27 protein-coding genes are annotated in these 20935 nt (G+C 36.3%); 2 read left to right on the top strand and 25 right to left on the bottom strand.

Going from position 1 to position 20935, the window contains the following annotated elements; genetic code table 11:
- Nucleotides 1-71: 71 nt before the first annotated feature.
- Complete coding sequence (locus tag ACAN52_RS02850) at nucleotides 72-890, bottom strand: polysaccharide deacetylase family protein (protein ID WP_378951942.1); 819 nt, start codon at nucleotides 888-890, stop codon at nucleotides 72-74.
- A 146-nt stretch (nucleotides 891-1036) separates the two neighbouring features.
- Between ACAN52_RS02850 and ACAN52_RS02845 the strand changes: the two genes are divergently transcribed.
- On the top strand, nucleotides 1037-1255 hold the full coding sequence (locus ACAN52_RS02845) for a DUF1858 domain-containing protein (protein WP_378951939.1): 219 nt from the start codon (nucleotides 1037-1039) through the stop codon (nucleotides 1253-1255).
- A 113-nt stretch (nucleotides 1256-1368) separates the two neighbouring features.
- Here ACAN52_RS02845 and ACAN52_RS02840 read toward each other — a convergent pair whose 3' ends face one another.
- The 5 genes from ACAN52_RS02840 to ACAN52_RS02820 all read right to left on the bottom strand — a co-directional run bounded on the left by ACAN52_RS02840 (nucleotide 1369) and on the right by ACAN52_RS02820 (nucleotide 5397).
- The gene (locus tag ACAN52_RS02840; RefSeq protein ID WP_378951936.1) at nucleotides 1369-1596 is read right to left on the bottom strand and encodes a ferrous iron transport protein A; all 228 of its coding nucleotides are present in this window, start codon (nucleotides 1594-1596) and stop codon (nucleotides 1369-1371) included.
- Between the two features lie 76 nt (nucleotides 1597-1672).
- Nucleotides 1673-3595 (bottom strand): ferrous iron transport protein B, encoded by a 1923-nt coding sequence (feoB, locus tag ACAN52_RS02835; RefSeq protein ID WP_378953083.1) that lies wholly within the window; start codon nucleotides 3593-3595, stop codon nucleotides 1673-1675.
- Nucleotides 3596-3740: 145 nt separating this feature from the next.
- Complete coding sequence (gene trxA / locus ACAN52_RS02830; protein ID WP_378951933.1) at nucleotides 3741-4064, bottom strand: thioredoxin; 324 nt, start codon at nucleotides 4062-4064, stop codon at nucleotides 3741-3743.
- A gap of 4 nt (nucleotides 4065-4068) precedes the next feature.
- Nucleotides 4069-4461: a CoA-binding protein gene (locus tag ACAN52_RS02825; RefSeq protein WP_378951930.1), complete on the bottom strand. Its 393-nt coding sequence runs from the start codon at nucleotides 4459-4461 to the stop codon at nucleotides 4069-4071.
- 102 nt (nucleotides 4462-4563) lie between these two features.
- Complete coding sequence (locus tag ACAN52_RS02820; protein ID WP_378951927.1) at nucleotides 4564-5397, bottom strand: RMD1 family protein; 834 nt, start codon at nucleotides 5395-5397, stop codon at nucleotides 4564-4566.
- 85 nt (nucleotides 5398-5482) lie between these two features.
- Between ACAN52_RS02820 and ACAN52_RS02815 the strand changes: the two genes are divergently transcribed.
- Nucleotides 5483-5821: an arsenate reductase family protein gene (locus tag ACAN52_RS02815; protein WP_378951925.1), complete on the top strand. Its 339-nt coding sequence runs from the start codon at nucleotides 5483-5485 to the stop codon at nucleotides 5819-5821.
- A gap of 4 nt (nucleotides 5822-5825) precedes the next feature.
- On the opposite strand, the gene ACAN52_RS02810 is transcribed toward ACAN52_RS02815, so the two are convergent.
- From ACAN52_RS02810 to ACAN52_RS02720, 19 genes are all read right to left on the bottom strand, one after another.
- Entirely contained in the window at nucleotides 5826-7529 is a 1704-nt protein-coding gene (locus ACAN52_RS02810; RefSeq protein ID WP_378951922.1) for a proline--tRNA ligase, read from the bottom strand.
- A gap of 3 nt (nucleotides 7530-7532) precedes the next feature.
- Complete coding sequence (ispG, locus tag ACAN52_RS02805) at nucleotides 7533-8600, bottom strand: flavodoxin-dependent (E)-4-hydroxy-3-methylbut-2-enyl-diphosphate synthase (protein ID WP_378951919.1); 1068 nt, start codon at nucleotides 8598-8600, stop codon at nucleotides 7533-7535.
- A gap of 75 nt (nucleotides 8601-8675) precedes the next feature.
- A complete protein-coding gene (gene rseP / locus ACAN52_RS02800) occupies nucleotides 8676-9707 on the bottom strand; it encodes an RIP metalloprotease RseP (RefSeq protein ID WP_378951916.1) in 1032 nt (343 codons plus the stop codon).
- Between the two features lie 89 nt (nucleotides 9708-9796).
- Nucleotides 9797-10951, bottom strand: a complete 1155-nt coding sequence (locus ACAN52_RS02795; protein WP_378951913.1) for a 1-deoxy-D-xylulose-5-phosphate reductoisomerase — start codon at nucleotides 10949-10951, stop codon at nucleotides 9797-9799.
- A gap of 43 nt (nucleotides 10952-10994) precedes the next feature.
- On the bottom strand, nucleotides 10995-11822 hold the full coding sequence (locus ACAN52_RS02790) for a phosphatidate cytidylyltransferase (protein ID WP_378951910.1): 828 nt from the start codon (nucleotides 11820-11822) through the stop codon (nucleotides 10995-10997).
- Between the two features lie 19 nt (nucleotides 11823-11841).
- Nucleotides 11842-12609: an isoprenyl transferase gene (locus ACAN52_RS02785; protein ID WP_378951907.1), complete on the bottom strand. Its 768-nt coding sequence runs from the start codon at nucleotides 12607-12609 to the stop codon at nucleotides 11842-11844.
- 61 nt (nucleotides 12610-12670) lie between these two features.
- Nucleotides 12671-12838 carry a DUF362 domain-containing protein gene (locus ACAN52_RS02780; protein ID WP_378951904.1) on the bottom strand — a complete coding sequence of 56 codons (168 nt, stop codon included), beginning with the start codon at nucleotides 12836-12838 and terminating at the stop codon, nucleotides 12671-12673.
- Nucleotides 12839-12842: 4 nt separating this feature from the next.
- Entirely contained in the window at nucleotides 12843-13046 is a 204-nt protein-coding gene (locus ACAN52_RS02775; protein ID WP_378951901.1) for a hypothetical protein, read from the bottom strand.
- Between the two features lie 3 nt (nucleotides 13047-13049).
- Entirely contained in the window at nucleotides 13050-13607 is a 558-nt protein-coding gene (frr, locus tag ACAN52_RS02770; RefSeq protein ID WP_378953081.1) for a ribosome recycling factor, read from the bottom strand.
- Complete coding sequence (gene pyrH / locus ACAN52_RS02765) at nucleotides 13607-14332, bottom strand: UMP kinase (protein WP_378951898.1); 726 nt, start codon at nucleotides 14330-14332, stop codon at nucleotides 13607-13609. Before pyrH ends, frr begins: the two co-directional genes overlap by 1 nt.
- Nucleotides 14333-14501: 169 nt before the next feature.
- The gene (tsf, locus tag ACAN52_RS02760; protein WP_378951895.1) at nucleotides 14502-15149 is read right to left on the bottom strand and encodes a translation elongation factor Ts; all 648 of its coding nucleotides are present in this window, start codon (nucleotides 15147-15149) and stop codon (nucleotides 14502-14504) included.
- Between the two features lie 75 nt (nucleotides 15150-15224).
- The gene (gene rpsB / locus ACAN52_RS02755) at nucleotides 15225-15926 is read right to left on the bottom strand and encodes a 30S ribosomal protein S2 (protein ID WP_378951892.1); all 702 of its coding nucleotides are present in this window, start codon (nucleotides 15924-15926) and stop codon (nucleotides 15225-15227) included.
- Nucleotides 15927-16087: 161 nt separating this feature from the next.
- The gene (locus ACAN52_RS02750; protein ID WP_378951889.1) at nucleotides 16088-16597 is read right to left on the bottom strand and encodes a DUF6115 domain-containing protein; all 510 of its coding nucleotides are present in this window, start codon (nucleotides 16595-16597) and stop codon (nucleotides 16088-16090) included.
- A 33-nt stretch (nucleotides 16598-16630) separates the two neighbouring features.
- Nucleotides 16631-16969, bottom strand: coding sequence for a hypothetical protein (locus ACAN52_RS02745; RefSeq protein WP_378953079.1), 339 nt, complete (start codon nucleotides 16967-16969; stop codon nucleotides 16631-16633).
- A 56-nt stretch (nucleotides 16970-17025) separates the two neighbouring features.
- The gene (locus tag ACAN52_RS02740; protein ID WP_378951886.1) at nucleotides 17026-18654 is read right to left on the bottom strand and encodes a DUF342 domain-containing protein; all 1629 of its coding nucleotides are present in this window, start codon (nucleotides 18652-18654) and stop codon (nucleotides 17026-17028) included.
- Nucleotides 18655-18681: 27 nt separating this feature from the next.
- The gene (locus tag ACAN52_RS02735; protein WP_378951883.1) at nucleotides 18682-19440 is read right to left on the bottom strand and encodes a FliA/WhiG family RNA polymerase sigma factor; all 759 of its coding nucleotides are present in this window, start codon (nucleotides 19438-19440) and stop codon (nucleotides 18682-18684) included.
- 31 nt (nucleotides 19441-19471) lie between these two features.
- On the bottom strand, nucleotides 19472-19789 hold the full coding sequence (locus ACAN52_RS02730; RefSeq protein WP_378951880.1) for a hypothetical protein: 318 nt from the start codon (nucleotides 19787-19789) through the stop codon (nucleotides 19472-19474).
- 15 nt (nucleotides 19790-19804) lie between these two features.
- A complete protein-coding gene (locus tag ACAN52_RS02725; RefSeq protein ID WP_378951877.1) occupies nucleotides 19805-20290 on the bottom strand; it encodes a chemotaxis protein CheD in 486 nt (161 codons plus the stop codon).
- Nucleotides 20290-20910 (bottom strand): chemotaxis protein CheC, encoded by a 621-nt coding sequence (locus ACAN52_RS02720; protein WP_378951874.1) that lies wholly within the window; start codon nucleotides 20908-20910, stop codon nucleotides 20290-20292. Before ACAN52_RS02720 ends, ACAN52_RS02725 begins: the two co-directional genes overlap by 1 nt.
- Nucleotides 20911-20935: the final 25 nt, after the last annotated feature.

Here is a 20935-nt window from a genome sequence, read left to right as displayed (position 1 = left end):
TCTTATTTTTTTACAAAAAATGGACAGAAGGCCTGTTGACTAGGCCTTTTGTCCATTTTTACACTATAAAATTAATAAATACCAAGTCCCTCTAAGATCGGCGCACCATTCAATCGAATAAAAAAGCTACGAAAAGTTTTTTGTCCCTTAAAAATAGGAATACGTTCCAGGGCATATAAATCGCTATCAGCACCTACTTGACCGTAATTAATGGTAAACGCAGCCTTATAACCGACTGATCTGACCATCTCTTCAATCTCAGGATTGTATGTGCCAGTTGGATATGCAAAATATTTAGGTGACTTACCAAGCTGACGAGCAATTTCTTCTCGCGATTGAGTGAGTTCATTCATAATCTGTTCATTACTAAGACCCGTTAACGATTGATGATTCACTGTGTGAGATCCAAAAACAATACCATTTTGCTGCATTTCTCGAACCTGATCCCAAGTCATAAATCTTGGATCACTACCAACCAGGTTAGTGACTATAAATATAGTTGCAGTAAAACCATATTTCTTCATAATAGGATAGGCATTCGTATAATTATCAAGATAACCATCATCAAAAGTAATCAGAATCGGTTTTGTTGGTAATTCTTTTCCATATTTTAAATAGGACATTAATTGATCAGGTGTAATAGCTGTATAGCCATTTTTATATAAATATTCCATCTGCTCTTCAAATTCTTGAGATGAAATAGATAAAGCATGATTTAATACATCGACTTTATGATAATTTAGGATAGGAACCTCTTTAAGATTAATAAGATTGTTCTCATTCCGGCTCGCTATAACAGAGCTAGTACCGAGTTTAGAACCTGCCATAAATAAAAAAATAATGAGTATGCCGAGTAGTATATATCCTTGTTGCTTTCGCATTTTTAGCATTTCAAGCCCCCTCTTATTCATCACTAAATTAGTTTACCCTACATTACAAAAAAATACTAGGGGTGAATACGCATATATCGATAACTTGTTGTGATATAATATTGGAAAGTCATGTTTGGTTAATAAAAATTAGGAGGATTGCCATCATGTTAATTACTGCAAAAATGAGTATTTTAGAAGTTGTACAAGTATACCCACAAACTGTTGATGTTTTTACCAACTATGGCATGGGGTGTCTAGGTTGCTCTGCTGCACGTTTTGAAAATATTGAGCAAGGTGCAGCGGCCCATGGAATTGATCTTGATGCATTAATGATTGACCTAAACAAAGTCATAGATGGAAAAGGTTGCAGCTTCTGCGACTAAGTATAAGAAAAGACTTGGTATGAGCCAAGTCTTTTCTTATACTTAACCCAAAATCATCAACAAGAACTATCAAGCATCGGACTATCCAGATCAATTTTAAAATAATATATTTTTCATTTTGTGACAATGATGTTTTTTACAATATCATCATCTAAGGCAATTTGTGTATACCCCACTTTTAATACATAGAGAGGATATCTTTGTAATATTTCGACTACAACCCCAGGTAGTATACCAAAAACGATTAACTTACGTAATTGGCCTTCATCGACTGGTAGTAAACGTAATACACGTGCTTTTTGTCCCACTCGAAGATGAATTAGAGATAGCGATTCAAGCACAAAACTTCAACCCCTCGATTAACAAAATCTCTATAGACGACAATCAGCAATCATATGATCAATTTAAAAATGGAATCTATATATGAATTTTTCCTAAATACAATAGACAATGTAATAACCATCCTGCAAAGAAAGCGATACAAAGAATGATCATAATCATCATTGCTGCTATCAACCACCCTCGTTCCTTAATCATTACAGCGACTTGAGCAATACAAGGCATAAATAAGGTTAATATAACACTACAGGTCAGTAATTGCTCATTTGTTAGACTATTCGTAGTAAATAGGTCATATAAACCTGCAGCTCCATAATCTCGGCGAAAAAAGCCTAATAAAAATACGTGGGCTGTTTCGATTGGTAGACCAAGTAATATCATAACTGGTTCTACACTTTGTACTAGATATAATAATAGACCACTTCGTTCACCGCACCAAATGATTAAGCTCGTCATCATAAATACAGGCAATATTTCTATAAAATACCACCACATCCGAATAAAAGCTTTATTTACAATATTCGAAAGTTGAGGTAATCGTAAAGGAGGTATTTCCATATAAAAAGCACTGGATGCTCCATATAAGATTTTTTCATTTAACCAACCAACCACTGTAAAGATCATCCCTATATACATTCCCCATATAACAAGGGACACTGGTGAATGAGATAGTAAAGCCAAAATAACCCCTAACTGAGCTGAGCAGGGTATTGCTAATGATAGTAAAAAAGTTGCTAGCAGTCTTTCACGACGTGTTTCTAGCGTGCGAGTAACCATGACCGCCATTGTACCACATCCCAGTCCTAAAGCAAAAGGAATGACAGCTCGACCATTGAGTCCCAAAGGTTTAAAAATTTTATTAAGTAACATGGCAACTCGCGGTAAATATCCGCTATCTTCTATTATAGCAAACAACAAGAAAAAACTTCCAATAATAGGTAAAACAATTACAAATGCATAACGAAAACCTAGTGAGAATATTCCATATTGGCCGATAATCAAGGATTGTAGCCACTCCCATGGGATATACTGATCAATTGTAAATTTTACAAATGGATAAATGTATTGAGAGAAAACAGCTGTATCCATATAATCAACTAGAAATCCTGCACCAAATTTTCCTACAAATTGATATAATCCTAAAAATAAGATGATCAATAAAATAGGTATACCTGTAAGTGGTTCTCTCGTTATTTTACCTAATTTATCCCCTAAATTTTGTCCACTTGTACTCCTATATTCTAGAACCTCGCTGCAAACAGCATCGACGGTCATCTGACGTTCTACAGTTAAAACATATTCCATATCATATTCATAAAAAGTTGCTGCCTTTTTTACTACCGTTAAAATTTCTGCTATAAAAAATTCCTTACTTGCTAAATGATGTATACTTTCATCTCTTTGCAAAAGTAAAAGAGCAACCATACGAGGAGAAAGACCATAATCAATCCTTAACAAATTTTCAATTTCTGTAATCATCTCTTCAAGTTCAGCAGTAAATTTTACTGTGTATGTTTTTTTAGAATAAGAATACTGTCCAATGAGTTGTTTCAAATTACTTAAACCAATTTTTTTTGTCGCCATTGTCCCAACAACTGGAATATTTAAAATTTCAGATAATTTAACTAAATTAATATATATTCCATATTCTTTTGCCTCATCCATTAAATTAATATCCAACATAACAGGAAAACCTGCATCAATCAACTGCAAAGTCATATTTAGCATTCTTTGAATATTTTTTCCATCAATTACATGTATAATAATATCCGCTTTTTCCAAACATAATAAGTTGCGAGTTACCTTTTCTTCTTCTGTAATCGGTAGTAAGGAATATATACCCGGGGTATCGACCACTTCATATCTTTTACCATTAATTTTACTATAGCCACGCGATATATCAACAGTGGTACCAGGATAATTTGCTACTGTTACATACTGACCTGTCAAATAGTTAAAAATTACACTTTTTCCTACATTGGGTGAACCTACTAGCACCACTTTAGCCAAAACATCTTCCCTCCAGCTACTAAAAATACATTCAAGATCATTCACTACGAAAGACCATGTTATCTTTTATTCAAAATATATTGTATTTAGAACAAAAAAACACGGAACAGCCTTGCTGTTCCGTGTTTTTTATTTCTTATAATAAAGGTGTAATCTTTCCAATAATTGTGGATTTAGGCATAAAACCCATTAATTTTTCGATTTGCTCACCCTCTTTGAAGAAAAGCATGGTTGGTAAACTCATTACACTGTATTTTTGTGCAACTGCCCGATTCTCATCAACATTAATTTTTACGAATTTTACCTTTTCACCCATTTCACCTGCCAATTCATCAAATACAGGTGTAAGTTTGGTGCAGTATCCGCACCAAGGAGCCCAAAAATCTACAAGTACAGGTACTTTTGAATCTAATACTTCATCTTGGAAAGTTTCATCATTAACATTCAATACACTTGCCATATACTTATGCCTCCTTATTTCTTAATTCCACCATAATACATGCATGATCAACGACTGTAAGCCCTAACTCTTTCGCCAAATTAATGACAGATTGAGTATCAGCTCCTGGTTGTAACCAAACATTTTGAATCCCAAGCTCAGCACATTCACGTAAAATTTGCTCACCGACTCTTGGTGGTACGACCATATCGATAGCATCAGGCTTTACAGGTAAGTCTTTCAATGTTGGATAGCATTTTTGTCCAAGAATTTCAGCCACCCCTGTATTAATAGGATAAACTTCAAGCCCTGATTCCAACATCACTTTAAAAATTTTATATCCAAACTTCTCTTTATTATCAGTAGCACCTACTACTGCCCAAGTTTTCAATTGTAACATCTGCTTAATCGTGTTCAATGATCTTCCTCCTTATATTAACGTTAATTACATTATATTGCTAGGAACATTCTTGGTCAACCTATATCTAGCTATACCCTCATTCATAAGCAGGCTATCTATTTATAGCACCTTATGCTTGAAAAATAAATCAAATACAGATAAAACAATTTCAATCAAAATTAAAATAATAACCGCCCATTCTAAACGAGTCCCTCGTTTGGCATGAGCTAGTCCTGAAAAAACTTCTGTAATATCCATAAGTGTATCGATTTTATGACGATTATTGCCATAACGCTCACTAAGTTCAAATAAAGCAACCAGTTCATCAAATAACTCGCTAGCATCTTCATTATTCCAAGTAATCGCTGGTTTATCCAATAACATGATATAGGAAACCGCACTTAATTTAAACCCTAAAATACTTGCCGACATTTTTGCTAATTTTTCATCAGATACTGCAAGTTTACCTTGATGAAGATCATTGACAACATCTTCAATTTCGTCCAAAAGATAAGAAATATCCATTTCAATTTTATCTAAAGCAACAGATTTGGCTAAAACAGTTGATACAATATCAAATTGATATTCAGCTTGTTCCCCAGTTACCATATATTCATTGTTAATCGCAAAGATTCCAGTTGGATTGCTTTCAATTTTATATTCATCAACATATTTAAATCCATTGGTATCAATGATACCAACCCCAATATTTTGTATATAATTAATAACATCCATGATTTCATGATGCTGAAAATTTAAGAATACAACGCTACCAAAATAAAATATATATACTTTTTTAATATCAGTTTGCTGCACTATGCCTTGTAAGTTCACACTATGAAGTACGAGTGACTCTTCCCATTTAAATTTACGATCAATTCCAAAATGCTGAGCAATCTTATTTAAATCAATTTCATTACTTAATACAATTGCCTTAAACTCTGTTTGAAGCATATCTCACACCTCAGATATTTTATTGCTTTTATTTACCGAATAGGATATTTTAATAAGAGATCATTTTATAAAATAAGGAGAATTTATGAACATTCAAATATTTGGTACAAAAAAATGTCAAGATACGCGTAAAGCAGAACGATATTTTAAAGAAAGAAAAATTAGTTACCAGTTTATTGATTTAACAATAAAAAACTTAAGTAAAGGCGAATTACAGAGTGTACAAAGATTTATTGATCTTAAAGATCTTATTGATACACAAGGTAAAGAATACCAAAAACGCAATTTACAATACATCGTTCATAATCGAGAAAGTATTCTGCTCGAACATCCTGCACTATTTAAAACTCCCATTATTAGAAATGGGACAGTAGCTGCAACTGTCGGCTACTGTCCTGATCTTTGGAAACAATGGCAAAACTGATGATTTATAAGGTAGCTAACAATTTTTTAACTTCATCCAGGTAATTATCAATTGCAAAATTGAATATTTCACCTGTGCGTCGTACCTTAACTTCAATGAGATTCTCATTGGTAGCTTTAGGACCGACAGTTATCTTGAGGGGATAACCAATCAAATCAGCATCTTTAAACTTTACACCAGGTCGCTCATTGCGATCATCTAATAAAGTTTCAACGCCATATGCATTTAAATTTTCATATATATTTTCAGCCAAGGACATTTGTGCCGCATCTTTGGCACTGATCGGCACAATCACTACATGATATGGTGCAATGGCAGCTGGCCATACAATACCATACTCATCATTGTGCTGCTCAATTGTTGCAGCCATTGTACGACTCACTCCAATACCATAACATCCCATTACCATCGGAGCTTCTCTACCATTATTATCAAGATAAGTGGCTTTTAATGCTTTACTATATTTAGTATAGAGTTTAAAGACTTGTCCGACTTCAATACCTCTAGCTGTTTTTACTGGTAATGCACAATGAGGGCAAGGATCATTTTCTTGAATGTGACGAATATCACCGACGATTGTAGGAGTAAAATCACGTGTAGCATTCACATTCTTGTAATGTTGATCTACTACATTAGCGCCACATATTCCATTATACATATTCATAACCGTAGTATCAGCAATAACAGTGGAACACAAGGTGCCAACTGGACCGATAAAGCCAGCAGCACTTCCAAGGGCTTCTGTTATTGCTTTTTCATCTGCTAGCTCAATTGTTAAGCAGCCTAGTAAGTTTTGAATTTTAACTTCATTGACTTCATGATCACCACGAACCAATGCTAAAACCAAGCCTTTATCAGTTTGAAATACCATGGTTTTAATCGTTCTGTCTGCACTCACATCAAGTAATGTAGCAACGGCTTCAATGGATTTTGTACCAGGAGTACTGACAATCGTCAAAGCCTCTAATTCTTCTACAGGCATATCGATTGGATTGAGTTCAGCTTTTTCAACATTTGCAGCGTAGTCACAAACTGGACAATAGACAATAGCGGCTTCACCTGAATCAGCAATAACCATAAATTCATGAGTGCCAGTACCACCAATTGCTCCACCATCCGCTTCTACAGCTCTAAATGTGAGACCACAACGGTTAAATACATTGGTATAGGCCTCATACATTTTTTCATAGGATTCATTGAGTCCTTCTTCATCTTTATCAAATGAATATAAATCTTTCATGATAAACTCACGACTACGCATCAAACCAAAGCGTGGACGCCGCTCATCACGATATTTATTTTGAATCTGGTAAAGGCGCAACGGTAATTGACGATAAGATCGTACATCGGCCTTGACCAAAGTCGTAATCATTTCTTCATGAGTCGGCCCAAGGCAAAACTCACGGTTATGACGATCTTTTAACCGAAACATTTCATCGCCATATACATCCCAACGCCCAGTTTCCCGCCAGATTTCAGCAGGCTGCATAATCGGCATTAATAGCTCCTGTCCGCCTTTAGCATCCATTTCTTGACGAACAATACTTTCAATTTTCCTTAAAATTCGTAGTGCAAGAGGCATATAGGTATAGGTACCGCCAGCTGCTCTACGAATCATACCAGCCCTTAACATTAATTGATGACTAACCACTTCGGCTTCAGCCGGTATTTCCCTCAAAGTGGGAGCATATAACTGTGACACACGCATAAATTATTTTTCCTCCTCAATAAGCTTATCAATTTCAGCAAATAATACAGATAATAATTGATCTTCAGCAACAGTATGTATAATTTCGCCTTTGCGAAAAATAATCCCTTGCCCTCTGCCACCAGCAAGTCCGATATCAGCCTCACGGGCTTCCCCTGGTCCATTGACTACACAGCCCATGACTGCAACTTTTAATGGTTTATTCATTGTGGTGAGTTTTTTTTCGACTTGCTCAGCAATGGCTGCTAAATCAATATTACAGCGTCCGCAAGTCGGACACGATACCAATGTTGGACCATATTCTCGTAATCCCAATGACTTTAAAATTTCATTGGCAGCTCGCACTTCTTCCACAGGATCACCCGTTAAGGATACGCGGATGGTATCGCCAATGCCTTGCGCCAGCAAAGCACCAATACCAACTGCTGATTTAATGATACCTGATTTGATTGTGCCAGCTTCAGTAATGCCTAAATGCAATGGATAATCCACAGCCTTCGACATCAACTGATAGGCTTTAATGGTCATGGGAACATCATTGGCCTTTAAAGATATCTTAATATCATTGAATCCCAATTTCTCTAATATGGCAATATGCTGCAACGCACTTTCTACCATACCAGCTGGTGTAGGGTGCCCCCCATACTTAGCAAGTATAGATTTTTCCAAAGAACCAGCATTCACTCCAATGCGAATGGGAATGTGACGTTCTTTAGCCTGATTTACAATTAGAGCAACATGTTCTTCCACACCAATATTTCCTGGATTTATGCGTAAGGCATCCACGCCACTTTCCATCGCAGCGAGGGCAAGACGATAATCAAAATGAATATCAGCAATTAATGGCACATCTACGGCTGATTTAATTTGTGCGATCGCTCGTGCAGCAGCTATATCTGGTACTGCTACTCTCACTATATCACAACCTACTAAACTTAATGCCTTAATCTGTGCTACAGTAGCCTCCACATTGTCTGTTTTAGTATTCGTCATCGATTGTACCGACACAGGGGATGATCCACCAATCAGTACGTTACCAATGGATATCAACGATGTTTTTCTACGCTCCATAATTCCACCCACTTCTTTACTATATAACATGATAAAGCTTTATAACATGATAAAGCTTTTTAACGGTCATTGTTACTAAAATAACTTTAGCCGGGCAATATCTTTAAATGTAGCCACAAGAAATAATAACATGAGTAAAGCAAAACCGATCATTTGGACAAACTGCAGATGTTTCTTGTTTAAAGGTTTTCCACGTAATCCTTCAATCGCCAAAGTAACTAAATGTCCACCATCAAGAACAGGGACTGGCAATAAGTTAATCAGGCCTAAGTTAATGCTGAGAAATGCAGCAAATTGCAACAAGGGCATTAATCCTAATTGTGCAACTTCTCCAGCCATTTGAGCTACACCAATGGGTCCAGCGACTTCAGCAGCGGCTTTACCAGTAATCATTTGTCCAATTCCAACAACCATACTACTTGCAACCATATAGGTTTGCTTAAAAGATAGACCTATCGCTTCAACAACACCAGGATGATATTTCTCTAGCTTAGGCATAATGCCAATAATGCCTCGATTAGCTTTCTCATCATATTCAGGTGTCACGATTGTTGTTTGCATTTTTCCTTGATGCTCATAGCGTAAAGTTAACTTATTGTTAGGATTCACTTGAACAATGCTAACAAATTGTTGCCATGACACAATTTCAGTATCATTGACCGCTACAATTCGATCATCCACAACCAGTCCAGCCTGAGCTGCTGGTTTATCCGCAAATACATTCCCAATAATAGGTTGATTTGTTGGAGAATCAATACCTGAATTCAAAAATATCGTCAAAAATAAGACGATGGGCAATACAAAATTCATAGCAGAGCCAGCCACAATCACAAGCATCCTCGCTGGTATAGATTTGGCATTAAAAGATTGTTCATCTTGCTCTTCCTCAGGATCCATACCCGCAATTTTGTTAAAACCGCCAAGTGGTATAATTCGCCAAGAGTATAAAGTCTCACCATATTTATAGCTAATAACTTTAGGCCCGAACCCAATAGCAAACTCATCCACACGCATTCCGACCATCTTCGCTGTAAAAAAATGGCCTAATTCATGAACTAATACCAAAAGACCAAATACAAAAATTGTAGCCACTGCTGTCGTTAACAATAAAACGCCCCCTTATCTTATTGATTATCATATAAACGCAACGAAAAACCTACGCTACCTTTACTTATCAAATCTATTGATTCCATTTATTATTTTATGGTTTTTAAAAAGTCACAAGCCTGAGTGCGTGCCCATAAATCAGCATTATAAATATCTTTGAGCTTTGGTCTAGGGACCGTCACATGATTTTTCATCACACTGCCAATCACTGCCGCAATATCAAGAAATCTAAGCTCACCTTTCAAAAAGGCATATACAGCTTCTTCATTAGCAGCATTAAATACACATGGTAAAGTTCCACCAGTACGTCCTGCCGTAAAAGCAAGTTCTAAGGCAGGAAATGCAACACAATCTGGCTCAGAAAAGGTGAGTGTTGCTAATGTCTTAAAGTCAAGACGTGGATAACTTGTATACGATCGGTCTGGATATGTAAAAGCGTATTGAATGGGTACACGCATATCAGCCTTTCCCATTTGTGCAATAATGGATCCATCGTTAAATTCGACCATGGAATGAATAATACTTTGAGGATGAACAACAACCTCGATTTGTGAATAATCAACATCAAAGAGCCAATGGGCCTCAATAACTTCTAACCCTTTATTGGCAAGTGTAGCTGAATCCACTGTAATTTTTTTTCCCATTGACCACGTTGGGTGACGTAAGCAATCTTCAAGGGTAACGTTCTCTAAATCTTTCCTATGCAATCCGCGAAAAGGACCACCTGATGCTGTCAGTAAAATACGACTGATCTGATCTTTATTTTCGCCTTGCAGACATTGAAAGATCGCGCTATGTTCACTATCAACGGGCAGAATTTTTACACCCTTTTCTTTTGCAAGTGCTGTCACAAGTTCACCAGCCGCTACTAAGGTTTCCTTATTGGCTAAAGCAATATTTTTCCCAGCTTCAATGGCAGCAATGGTTGGTGTTAATCCAGCAAATCCCACCAGAGAAGTAAGTACTGTATCAATCTTAGAATGAGTTGCCGCTTCCAACAAACCTTCTTCGCCAGTTAAAATACGGGTTGCTCCTGAGTATCTTCTAATGAGTCGATCAGCAGCCGCCTGATCAACAAGGACAGCGATTTCTGGCTTAAAATACTCGATTTGTTCTTCTAATAATGTATCATTATGATATGCAGCTAAAGCCGTGACGCAAAAATCATCTTGATTCGCGGCTATTACTTCTAATGCTTGGGTTCCAATGGAACCAGTGCTGCCCAAAATCCCTATATGTTGCATTATACACTCTCCTTTTACTATACTCAAATTATGACAACGTGATTTATTTCAATACAAAGGCATGTATATAGTAATATATAGCAGGTACTACAAATAGTATACTATCAAAACGATCTAAAATACCACCATGCCCTGGCAAAATACGTCCAGAATCTTTTACACCTGTAAAACGTTTAATTACAGATTCCACCAAATCGCCAATCGGTGCAACAATACCAATTAACAATCCCATGATCATACTATGAATAATTGATAATTTAAATAAATTTCCAAGTAGTACAATTACAATTACGCTGCCAAGCAGACCACCAAGTGCTCCCTCTATTGTTTTACCAGGACTAATTTTAGGACATAACTTATGCTTGCCTAAATAAGTACCAACAAAATATGCAAAAGTATCACTCGCCCAAGTACCAATAAAAGCGATCCATAAATAAGCTGCACCAGCAGATAATTGCCCTAAAGAAGTCGAGATGTATTGTGAATTATCGGTATAGCGAAGTAATATTAAATGAGCAAAAGAAACTCCAATATAGAAAATACCCAATAGTGAAAAAGCTGCATCGGTCACAGTAAATTCAGCTCCAGAAGTCACTATTTTCACCAATGCTAACAACGTACTTATAAACATCACCATGATTAGTTCTTGAGAATTTCCAATCCAAGCACAACCTGCTATCACAATATTAAGCACAAATCCTAAAATATAATATATTTTAATATTTTTATTTTGTAACATCGTATAAAATTCATGCCAAGCCAATAGTGTTAAAATTAAAATTGCTGTCGCAAATAACCATTCTCCATAATTAATTACATAAGCAGCAACGGGTATTCCTATTACTGCTGTTAATATCCGTTTACCAAGCATTCAAACACCTACCTGAACCTTATTTCTTCAATCCACCAAATCTTCGTTCACGTTTCTGATAATCTATAATAGCCTCAATTAAATGATTTGGTTTAAAATCAGGCCATAAAATATCACTAAACCAATACTCTGTATATGCTGATTGCCACAGTAAGAAATTACTAACCCTAAAGTCTCCACTTGGTCTAATGAGTAAATCAGGATCAGGCAAATCAGCAGTATATAGGTTGTCATGAATACTCATTTCAGTAATTTCTTGAGGTAACATTTCACCTCGGGCAATTTTTTCTCCAATTATTTGAACAGAACGCACAATCTCTGCTCGGCCGCCATAATTTACTGCCAAGTTTAAGACTAAACCTGTATTTTTCCCAGTGTGCATCTGAGTTTTTTCAAATTTTTCTTGTAGTTCACTTGCTAATTCATCAAGTTTTCCAATAAATCGAATCTGTACATTTTTTCGGTGCATGTCCTCAACTTCGCTATCAATATATTCAGAAAAAAGTCTCATCAATAAATTCACTTCATCTTCTGGTCTTTTCCAATTTTCCGTAGAAAAAGCATACACCGTCAACACTTTTAAATTCATATCAATGGCAGTGTAAACAATCTCACGTAAACTTTCTACACCAGCGCGATGACCAAAAGCACGTGGTAATCCTTTCCCTTTAGCCCAACGTCCATTCCCATCCATGATGATTGCAATATGCTGTGGCATTTTATCCCGTTCTACAGTATCATATATTTTATTCTTTGCAGGTTTTTTAGCAAACCATTTTTTCCACATAGTATGACCTCCAGAATAATCTAGTAACAAACTAAACCCCCTCTTGCGAGGGGGTTTCCAATCATGGAGCCAAAATAGCACCAACAGGGCAAACCGCCACACAGGCACTGCATTCTATACATTCATCTGAAATGACGTAGAGAGAACTTCCTTCACTAATAGCCTTTACAGGGCAAATCGTAGCACAACTACCACAGGAAATACATTCTGCATTAATCTTATAGGCCATAGATTTAGCATTTCTCCTTTCCCATCTTAGCAGCAACGGTTAAATGATAAGTACCATCCATATCGATTTGTTGCCGTATGACATAAAGCAACTCTTCATCTAAACTTGAAACAGCACGCGTCGGCCGTGAATTTGATATACGATAATTTATATGATTTGCATCCAATTCCTTTTTTACAAGAGACAAACATTGCGCAACTGTATTCACTGTTTACACTTCCAATATTTCCTTTTCTTTGGCACTCATAATCTGATCAATTTCTTTAATATATTTATCAGTCAATTTCTGCATATCATCTTGTGCTTTTTTACCTTCATCTTCAGAGATGCTTTTTTCTTTTTCCATTTTTTTCACTATATCATTCGCATCACGACGGAAGTTACGAACGGCAATTCGACTTTCTTCCGCTTTTTTATGAACAACTTTCACTAATTCTGTACGTCGTTGTTGAGTCAGTTGTGGTATATTCAGTCTAATAACGACCCCATCACTATTTGGTGTAAGCCCTAAATCAGATTTTAAAATTGCTTTCTCAATCTGAGCAATCATAGGTTTTTCCCATGCCTGGATGGCAATCATCCTTGGTTCGGGTACGGAAATATTGGCTACCTGGCTAATGGGTGTTGGTGTACCATAATATTCTACAGTAATTTTGTCAAGCAGTGCCGGAGTTGCTCGACCAGCCCTTAAAGTAAGGAATTCTCTCCGCAATGCATCTAATGCCTTTTTCATTTTATCTTCATGACTAACATAAATTTCTTTAATCATCATTTATTATCCCCCACAAGAGTACCTATATCTTGCCCTAAAGCAGCCTTTAAAATATTTCCTGGCTCATCAATGCTAAAGACAACAATAGGAATTTTATTATCCATGCATAAACTAATCGCTGTTGAATCCATAACCCCAAGGCCACGCTGTAAAACTTCAATATATGCTAATTCATCAAACTTTTTAGCATCTGGATTTAATCGTGGATCAGAATCATAAACACCATCAGTATTTTTCTTAGCCATCAGAATCACATCAGCTTCAATCTCAGCTGCCCGCAGTGCAGCTGTCGTATCAGTTGAAAAATAAGGATTACCAGTGCCAGCAGCAAAAATAATCACTCGATTTTTTTCCAAGTGCCGAATCGCTCGACGACGAATATATGGTTCAGCAACTTGACGCATTTCAATCGCAGTTTGTACCCGCGTATCTACATCACATTGTTCTAAGGCATCTTGAAGAGCAAGAGAATTCATAACAGTAGCTAGCATTCCCATATAATCAGCTGTAGCTCTATCCATACCTTTTGCACTTCCAGCTAACCCTCTCCAAATATTTCCACCACCAACTACAATAGCAACCTGAAGATCAGTAGCTCTCACTTCTTTTATCTGACGAGCAATCGAATCAACAACGATTGGATCGATACCATACCCTTGTTGCCCAGCTAACGCCTCGCCACTAAGTTTCAAAACTACGCGCTTATATTTTGCCGTATCCAAGTGTATCCCCCCTATCTTTAATATAATTTCTACAAAACTTTGCCAAATCCTCTAATGAACCCAAAGAAAAGACTTGGCTTGTACCAAGTCTTAGTTGCCCTTGCTTGGAATCAAGAAAATGTTTTATTTCCGATTCCGTTAGAAAATAAGAGAACACTAAAGTGTTCTCTTATTTTGTAACAGCAGCCATTACTTCAGCAGCAAAATCATTTGCTTTTTTCTCCATACCCTCACCAAGTTGGTAACGGGTAAATCTTCTAATTGAAATATTTTCACCAATTTTAGAAATATTTTCATTGATAAGTTGGGTGATTGTTTGATCTGGATTTTTAATAAAGGTTTGTTCCATCAAACATACTTCTTTATAATATTTTTCTACGCGCCCTGTAATCATTTTTTCTACAATATTAGCAGGCTTTCCTTCATTCAAAGCTTGTGCGCGTAATATTTCTCTTTCATGCTCAAGGACAGCAGGATCAACTTCTTCACGTCTCACGCAACTAGGGCTTGCAGCAGCAATTTGCATTGCAATATTTCTAGCCAAAGTTTTGAAGTTGTCAGTTTTAGCTACGAAGTCAGTCTCACAGTTAAGTTCAACCATTACACCAACTCGTCCACCTGCATGTATGTAGGCTTCAACAACGCCTTCAGAAGCAATCCGTCCTGCTTTTTTTGCAGCCGCAGCTAACCCTTTTTCACGCAAATAGTCAACAGCTTGATCCATATTACCTTTAGTTTCCACTAAAGCTTTTTTACAATCCATCATACCTGCACCAGTTGTTTGGCGCAATTCTTTTACCATTTCAGCAGTTATCATATAAAATCCTCCTGTCTACTATTAAAGGTAAGGGTTAAACACATGTTGTCCCCCTTACCCTTCATTATATAAATTTTACTCAGCTTCTTCTAATTGTTCGCCTTGTCTAGCTTCGATAATTGCATCTGCCATTTTAGCAGTCAATAATTTAACTGCACGAATTGCATCATCATTCCCTGGAATGACATAATCAATTTCATCTGGATCACAATTGGTATCAACAATTGCAACAATAGGAATACCAAGTTTTTTAGCTTCAGCAACAGCAATACGTTCTTTACGAGGATCAATGATAAACAAAGCTCCTGGTAACTTAGTCATATTTTTAATGCCGCCAAGGAATTTTTGTAGTCTTTCCATTTCATGACGAAGTGTAAGAACTTCTTTCTTGGACAATACTTCAAATACACCTTCAACTTCCATTTTTTCTAATTCTTTTAAACGTTTAATACGTTTTTGAATTGTTTGAAAGTTAGTTAACATGCCACCAAGCCATCTTTCGTTGACATAGTACATGTTAGAACGAATTGCCTCATCTTTAACGGCATCTTGTGCTTGTTTTTTTGTTCCAACAAATAGAACTGTTTGATCTTTACCAATTTCGCGTACGAAATTATAAGCATCGTCTACTTTTTTGACTGTTTTTTGTAAGTCAATTATGTAGATACCATTACGCTCCGTAAAAATATAAGGAGCCATCTTAGGGTTCCATCTTCTTGTTTGATGTCCGAAATGAACACCTGCTTCTAAAAGCTGTTTCATAGAAATTACTGACATACCTACACCTCCTGTTAATTTACCGCCGCCATCTGCATCTTTTGTTTCCACCAATATAAACTGGCACAGTAACAAAATTAGATTGCGTGTGGATTTGTAACCTCAATAATTATAGCATACTATAATCTACATAACAACATAATTAACCATAATTTTTATTTTTATTTTTTATTTAACTGCAATAGCAGCATAATTTCACCTTTACTGATACCCGTTGCTTTAGCAATCTCAGTGATATCATATCCCAAATCCGTCATTTCTATAATTAAACTTCGTTTATCTTTACGCGGCATACTTCGATAATGCTCAATATTCAAATCAGTAAAAGCTTTTTTAGTAACTTCCACTTGTTTGACTGTACCCACATTTGTTGTAGTATCTAAATATTTCTTTTCAGTATGTTCTTTATCCAAAATTTTATTCGCCATTTGAATTTTATGATCTAACAACGTTACTTTTTGGTTAGCTTCCTCTAGTAAATATTCTAATTGAACAATTTTTTCTTCTAAACGTTTGATAACAAGATCACCTGTTTGTTCTAATTGTTCCTGAAATCGACTCGTCGGTGATGTAACTGAACCAGAAAACATTTTCATAAATAAATCTCGCTTATAAAAAATTAATAGTACGATAAAAATTAAACCTACAATTAGGCTACCATAAAACATCATAACACCTCATCACGCCAATCTACCAAACCACAGTTATGTTTTTATATCAATCAAATTACCACGGACAGGATCTTCATTTGAGGCGTGATTCTCCATATCAGCATCAGTTGCTTTAGGATTATGTTGATTTTGTTCATTTTTGGAATGATTTTGTTCTTTTGGATGGTTATCCCGCCCTACTTTGCTACTGTCACTTTTGCCGGTACTTTGTACTTGTTGTTGGCGATTGCTTGAGATATGTTGCCATTTATCAGCAAACTGTTGTTGTTGCAACGTATCTTGATGATCGACAATATGCTGTGTTTTACCAACTTCTGTAACCCTAGGAATTAGGACTTGTAAATCGACTGGTCTAATCGTCAAAATTAACACCATCCCACTATATAATATAAATCCATAGATATACGGTTCCAGGTCAACAGATTTGTTTATTTAAAAATTCCTATTTTTATTTCCCCATCCTCACCATATAAAGATATAAATTTCAGAATCTCACTAATGGGTTTAACTAACGTACCAATAACAACTTTCACCCCAGGATAAATACTGTCTGATACTTTTATATGTCCATCACGCATTCCATCAAATTCTACTTCAATGGCAGCCATACGGTTACGCATGGTTTCACTTTGACCAACGAGATGAAATTGCGCCTTCGTCAACTTTAAAAGCATTTCTCTTTTATCTGGCGCCATTGTACTTTGATCCATTGAACGCAAGATACTTAAAGCTTTTTGTGTTTTTTCAAGAGATATATTTACTTTTTTTATTTCTCCGCGAATTTGTTGATATTCTTCGCGTAGCATTGGATTGACACCCACTTCTAACGCAGTAATTGTTGCCATTTGAGTGCCAACGACTTTTGCACGAATGACTTCACCAGCCATAACAGTTCCACCAACAATTAATCCTCGTCTTCCTTCTACTAAGACTTTTTTACCAGCACTAATTCGAGAGTGTAACACCACATCACTTACTATAATATCAGTACCAGCATACACTGTAGCATTTTCGATAAATTTAGCGACGACATTTTCTTTTGCTTTTATGTGACCACGATGCATACCTTGTATACCCATTTTTATAATGACATTTCTACCTTCGACTGTGCCGCCACTTACAGTCCCAAAAATTTCTACGTTCCCATCAGCCTTAACTACAAAACCTGGTTGTACTGACCCCCGCACAATTACATCACCGATAAATTCGATATTACCAGTCGATACATCCACATCTTCTTTAATCTCAATCACTGGTACTACATTTATTTTATTATTTGCAATTAATAATTGTCCTGAAATCATAGCTAAAAGCAGTTTTCCATCAACAACTTGCACATTTTTTCCTGCAGGAACCATGATATCTTTTCCAGGTTTTGCATTAACTTCATTACCCAATACATCCATCCCAGGCATACCTAAAGTTGCTGGAATCTTTTCAGCCAACAAATCGCCTTCCTGTACCATGGTAAATAAATTAAGATTTTTAAAATCTACACTACCATCAGCTAATTCCTCAGGACGACCTTTATTTTCAATATTAACGTGATGTTTTATATATGCATGACTACCATCAATCGGTTTTTTAGCTTTAGCGAAGACTACACTAAAACCAGGATAATCATGAGCTTTTTTTACAAGTTCCAAATCAATACCAAAAATAACACCTATTTTATTAATTTTTTCAACTAATTCATCCATGCTTAGAGAACGACTATCTGGCGGGAAAGTCACTTCCAATGAAGCTTCCATGCGATCACGTGCAACAAGCACACGAACATCGGGTTCAGTCTTTATTATTGGCTTCGGTATCTCAGCCACTTTAACAGATTGTCCATCGGCTTTTTCAATTGCCTGCAGTATGATCTCACGATTATATGTAGTGATTTCCCATTTTTTTAACTGTGCAACGATTGTTGCCTCACTTACTAAAGATTTTTCGACATCAGAGGAATATATTGTTAGAAATATACCAGTGTCATTAAGAACAATTGAATACTCCTCAGTAACAATATCATTTTGCTCATTTTTTTTAAAAACCAATTGATTGTCAACCACCAACACCCCTCCCCCTCTTCAAAAAATTCAAATAAAACTTGACTTAATCCGTGATAGCGCCCCTCGTAATCTAAAAATTGATTTAGTATGAAGTTGAGAGATGCGTGCTTCAGATAATTTTAAAATTAAACTGATTTCTTTAAGTGTCAATCCCTCATAATAATATAAAGAAACAACAAGTTTTTCTTTTTCAGGTAATTTATCAATGGCTTTAGCTAAAGCTTGCTTTACCTCTTCAACCTCAATATGATCTGATGGATTTACTAAATGATTAGATGATGTTTCGATTTTAGTGAAATCTTCCAAAGGTATAATTGTACTCGCATTAAGCTGATTTATCAATGTATATAACTCACTAGTACTAATCCCTAATTCTGCTGCAACTTCTTCATCTGTCGCTGAACGACCTAGCTGATTTTCTAATTGGGCAATGGCTTGCTCATATTGTTTGGCTTTTTGTCTAACACTTGTCGGTACCCAATCTTGAGACCTTATCGCATCAAGCATTGCTCCTCTAATACGAACTACTGCATAGGTTTCAAACTTGATGCCTCGTCCATGGTCATATTTTTCAATGGCATCAAGTAAACCAAAAAAACCATTGCTAATTAAATCATCTTTATCTACATGTTGGGGTAAACTCATTGCCAAACGACTGGCAACCAACTTCACCAATGATAAATAATGTTCAATTATTTTTTCACGTATTTGAGTTTTTTTACTTTGTTGATATGTTAACCATAAATTCGTAATTTCATCGATTTGCGACTGGTTATTTTCTGTCATATTTCAGTACCCCCAACCTCCGCATACACCATTATTTGGGGCGCGATATCTGTTCAAAATTTTCAGATGTAAACGGACTAAATGCATTTTCGGACGGCAGATCCTCAATTTGTTCTTGTTGGCTAACAACATCAATATGTTGTTCTTGGGGGGTGTATTTCAATAATAGTTCTTTAAAAAACTTTTCACCTACAAAACCTAAGAAATAACCTGCAATACCAAAAACAATCAGTGAAATGAGTACACGATAAATAATAGTCGTAAGCCTAGCACCATATAAAATACCATTTGTTAGTGTCAGGGTACCAACGACTAGCGCTAAGCACAAAGCAATACGTAGCTTAAGCACTCTATCCCCCCCTGATTATAATTCTTTTTCGCCTTGAGCAATCGTTCTTACGCGATAAATTCCTGTATCTAATCGAAGCTCCACAGTTCGGCCATAATTTCCACCTGTATCATCAGCAATGACTCTAATATCCATTTTTTTTAATAATATTCTTACTGCTTCTGCATTACGTTCACCAACGCGCATCACATCTGTGGCATTTGCAAAAGTAAACATCTGAGCGCCACCAGCAATTTTCGCAATAATCCGGCCTTTGCTAGCGCCCATTTTAATCATATCATCTAACATGAGAGGGAGAGCCGTATTGGCAAATTTAGCAGGATTTTCTGCTGAACGAGCTTGTGTACTATCGGGTAGCATAATATGAGCAAGTCCACCAATTTTATTAAATGAATCATATAGTGCAATACCAACACAAGAACCGAGCCCATAGCTAATGAGACTATTGGGATTACGACCAGTTTTATAGTCAGCCATTCCTACTTTAATTAGTTCTGACATTATTCCTTCACCCCTATTGCCGCTAAAATAGTATTTAAGGAACCAGGATCAGGAATCAAGAAAAAATGTCCTTTTACACCGTCATTTTCTGTTGTGAATTCAGTCTCAATTACAAGGGCATGGTCACCCATTTCACCTAATTGAATTAAAATAACGCTTAAAAGGGCTCCAGCCATATCCATTGCCAAGGCAGGAATTGATGGTAACAAAGTCAATTTTGTAAAGTGAGATAGGGCATTTAAGTATGCTCCTGCTAGGATATTACCGATTTCCATTAAGGCTGATTCATCCATCGAACTAAGGGAAGTGGTATGCCCCTGCTCCCGTCCCATGAGCATATCAACTAAAGAAAAGGCACTGTCTCGTGGTAATAAAAACAAAATACTGCTTGGCGCAGGACCATATACGCGTAAAAATACACCCGCAACCATTGCGTCAGGACCACCCACTACATCTGGCACATCGCCAAGTGGCATAATTGCAATTTGTGGTACTGTCATGTCAATTTTACGATTGATCAGTTGTGATAAGGCCGTAGCTGAGTTACCAGCACCCACATTACCAATTTCTTTTAAAGCATCCAACTGTATTAAGGATAAATTTAAAATTTCCTCGGACAATATATCCACCTCTTTTTATAAACTC

It is taken from the genome of Pelosinus sp. sgz500959 (assembly GCF_042610375.1).
GTDB lineage: Bacteria > Bacillota > Negativicutes > DSM-13327 > DSM-13327 > CTSoil-075.
This window is presented reverse-complemented; position numbering and strand designations above follow the sequence as displayed.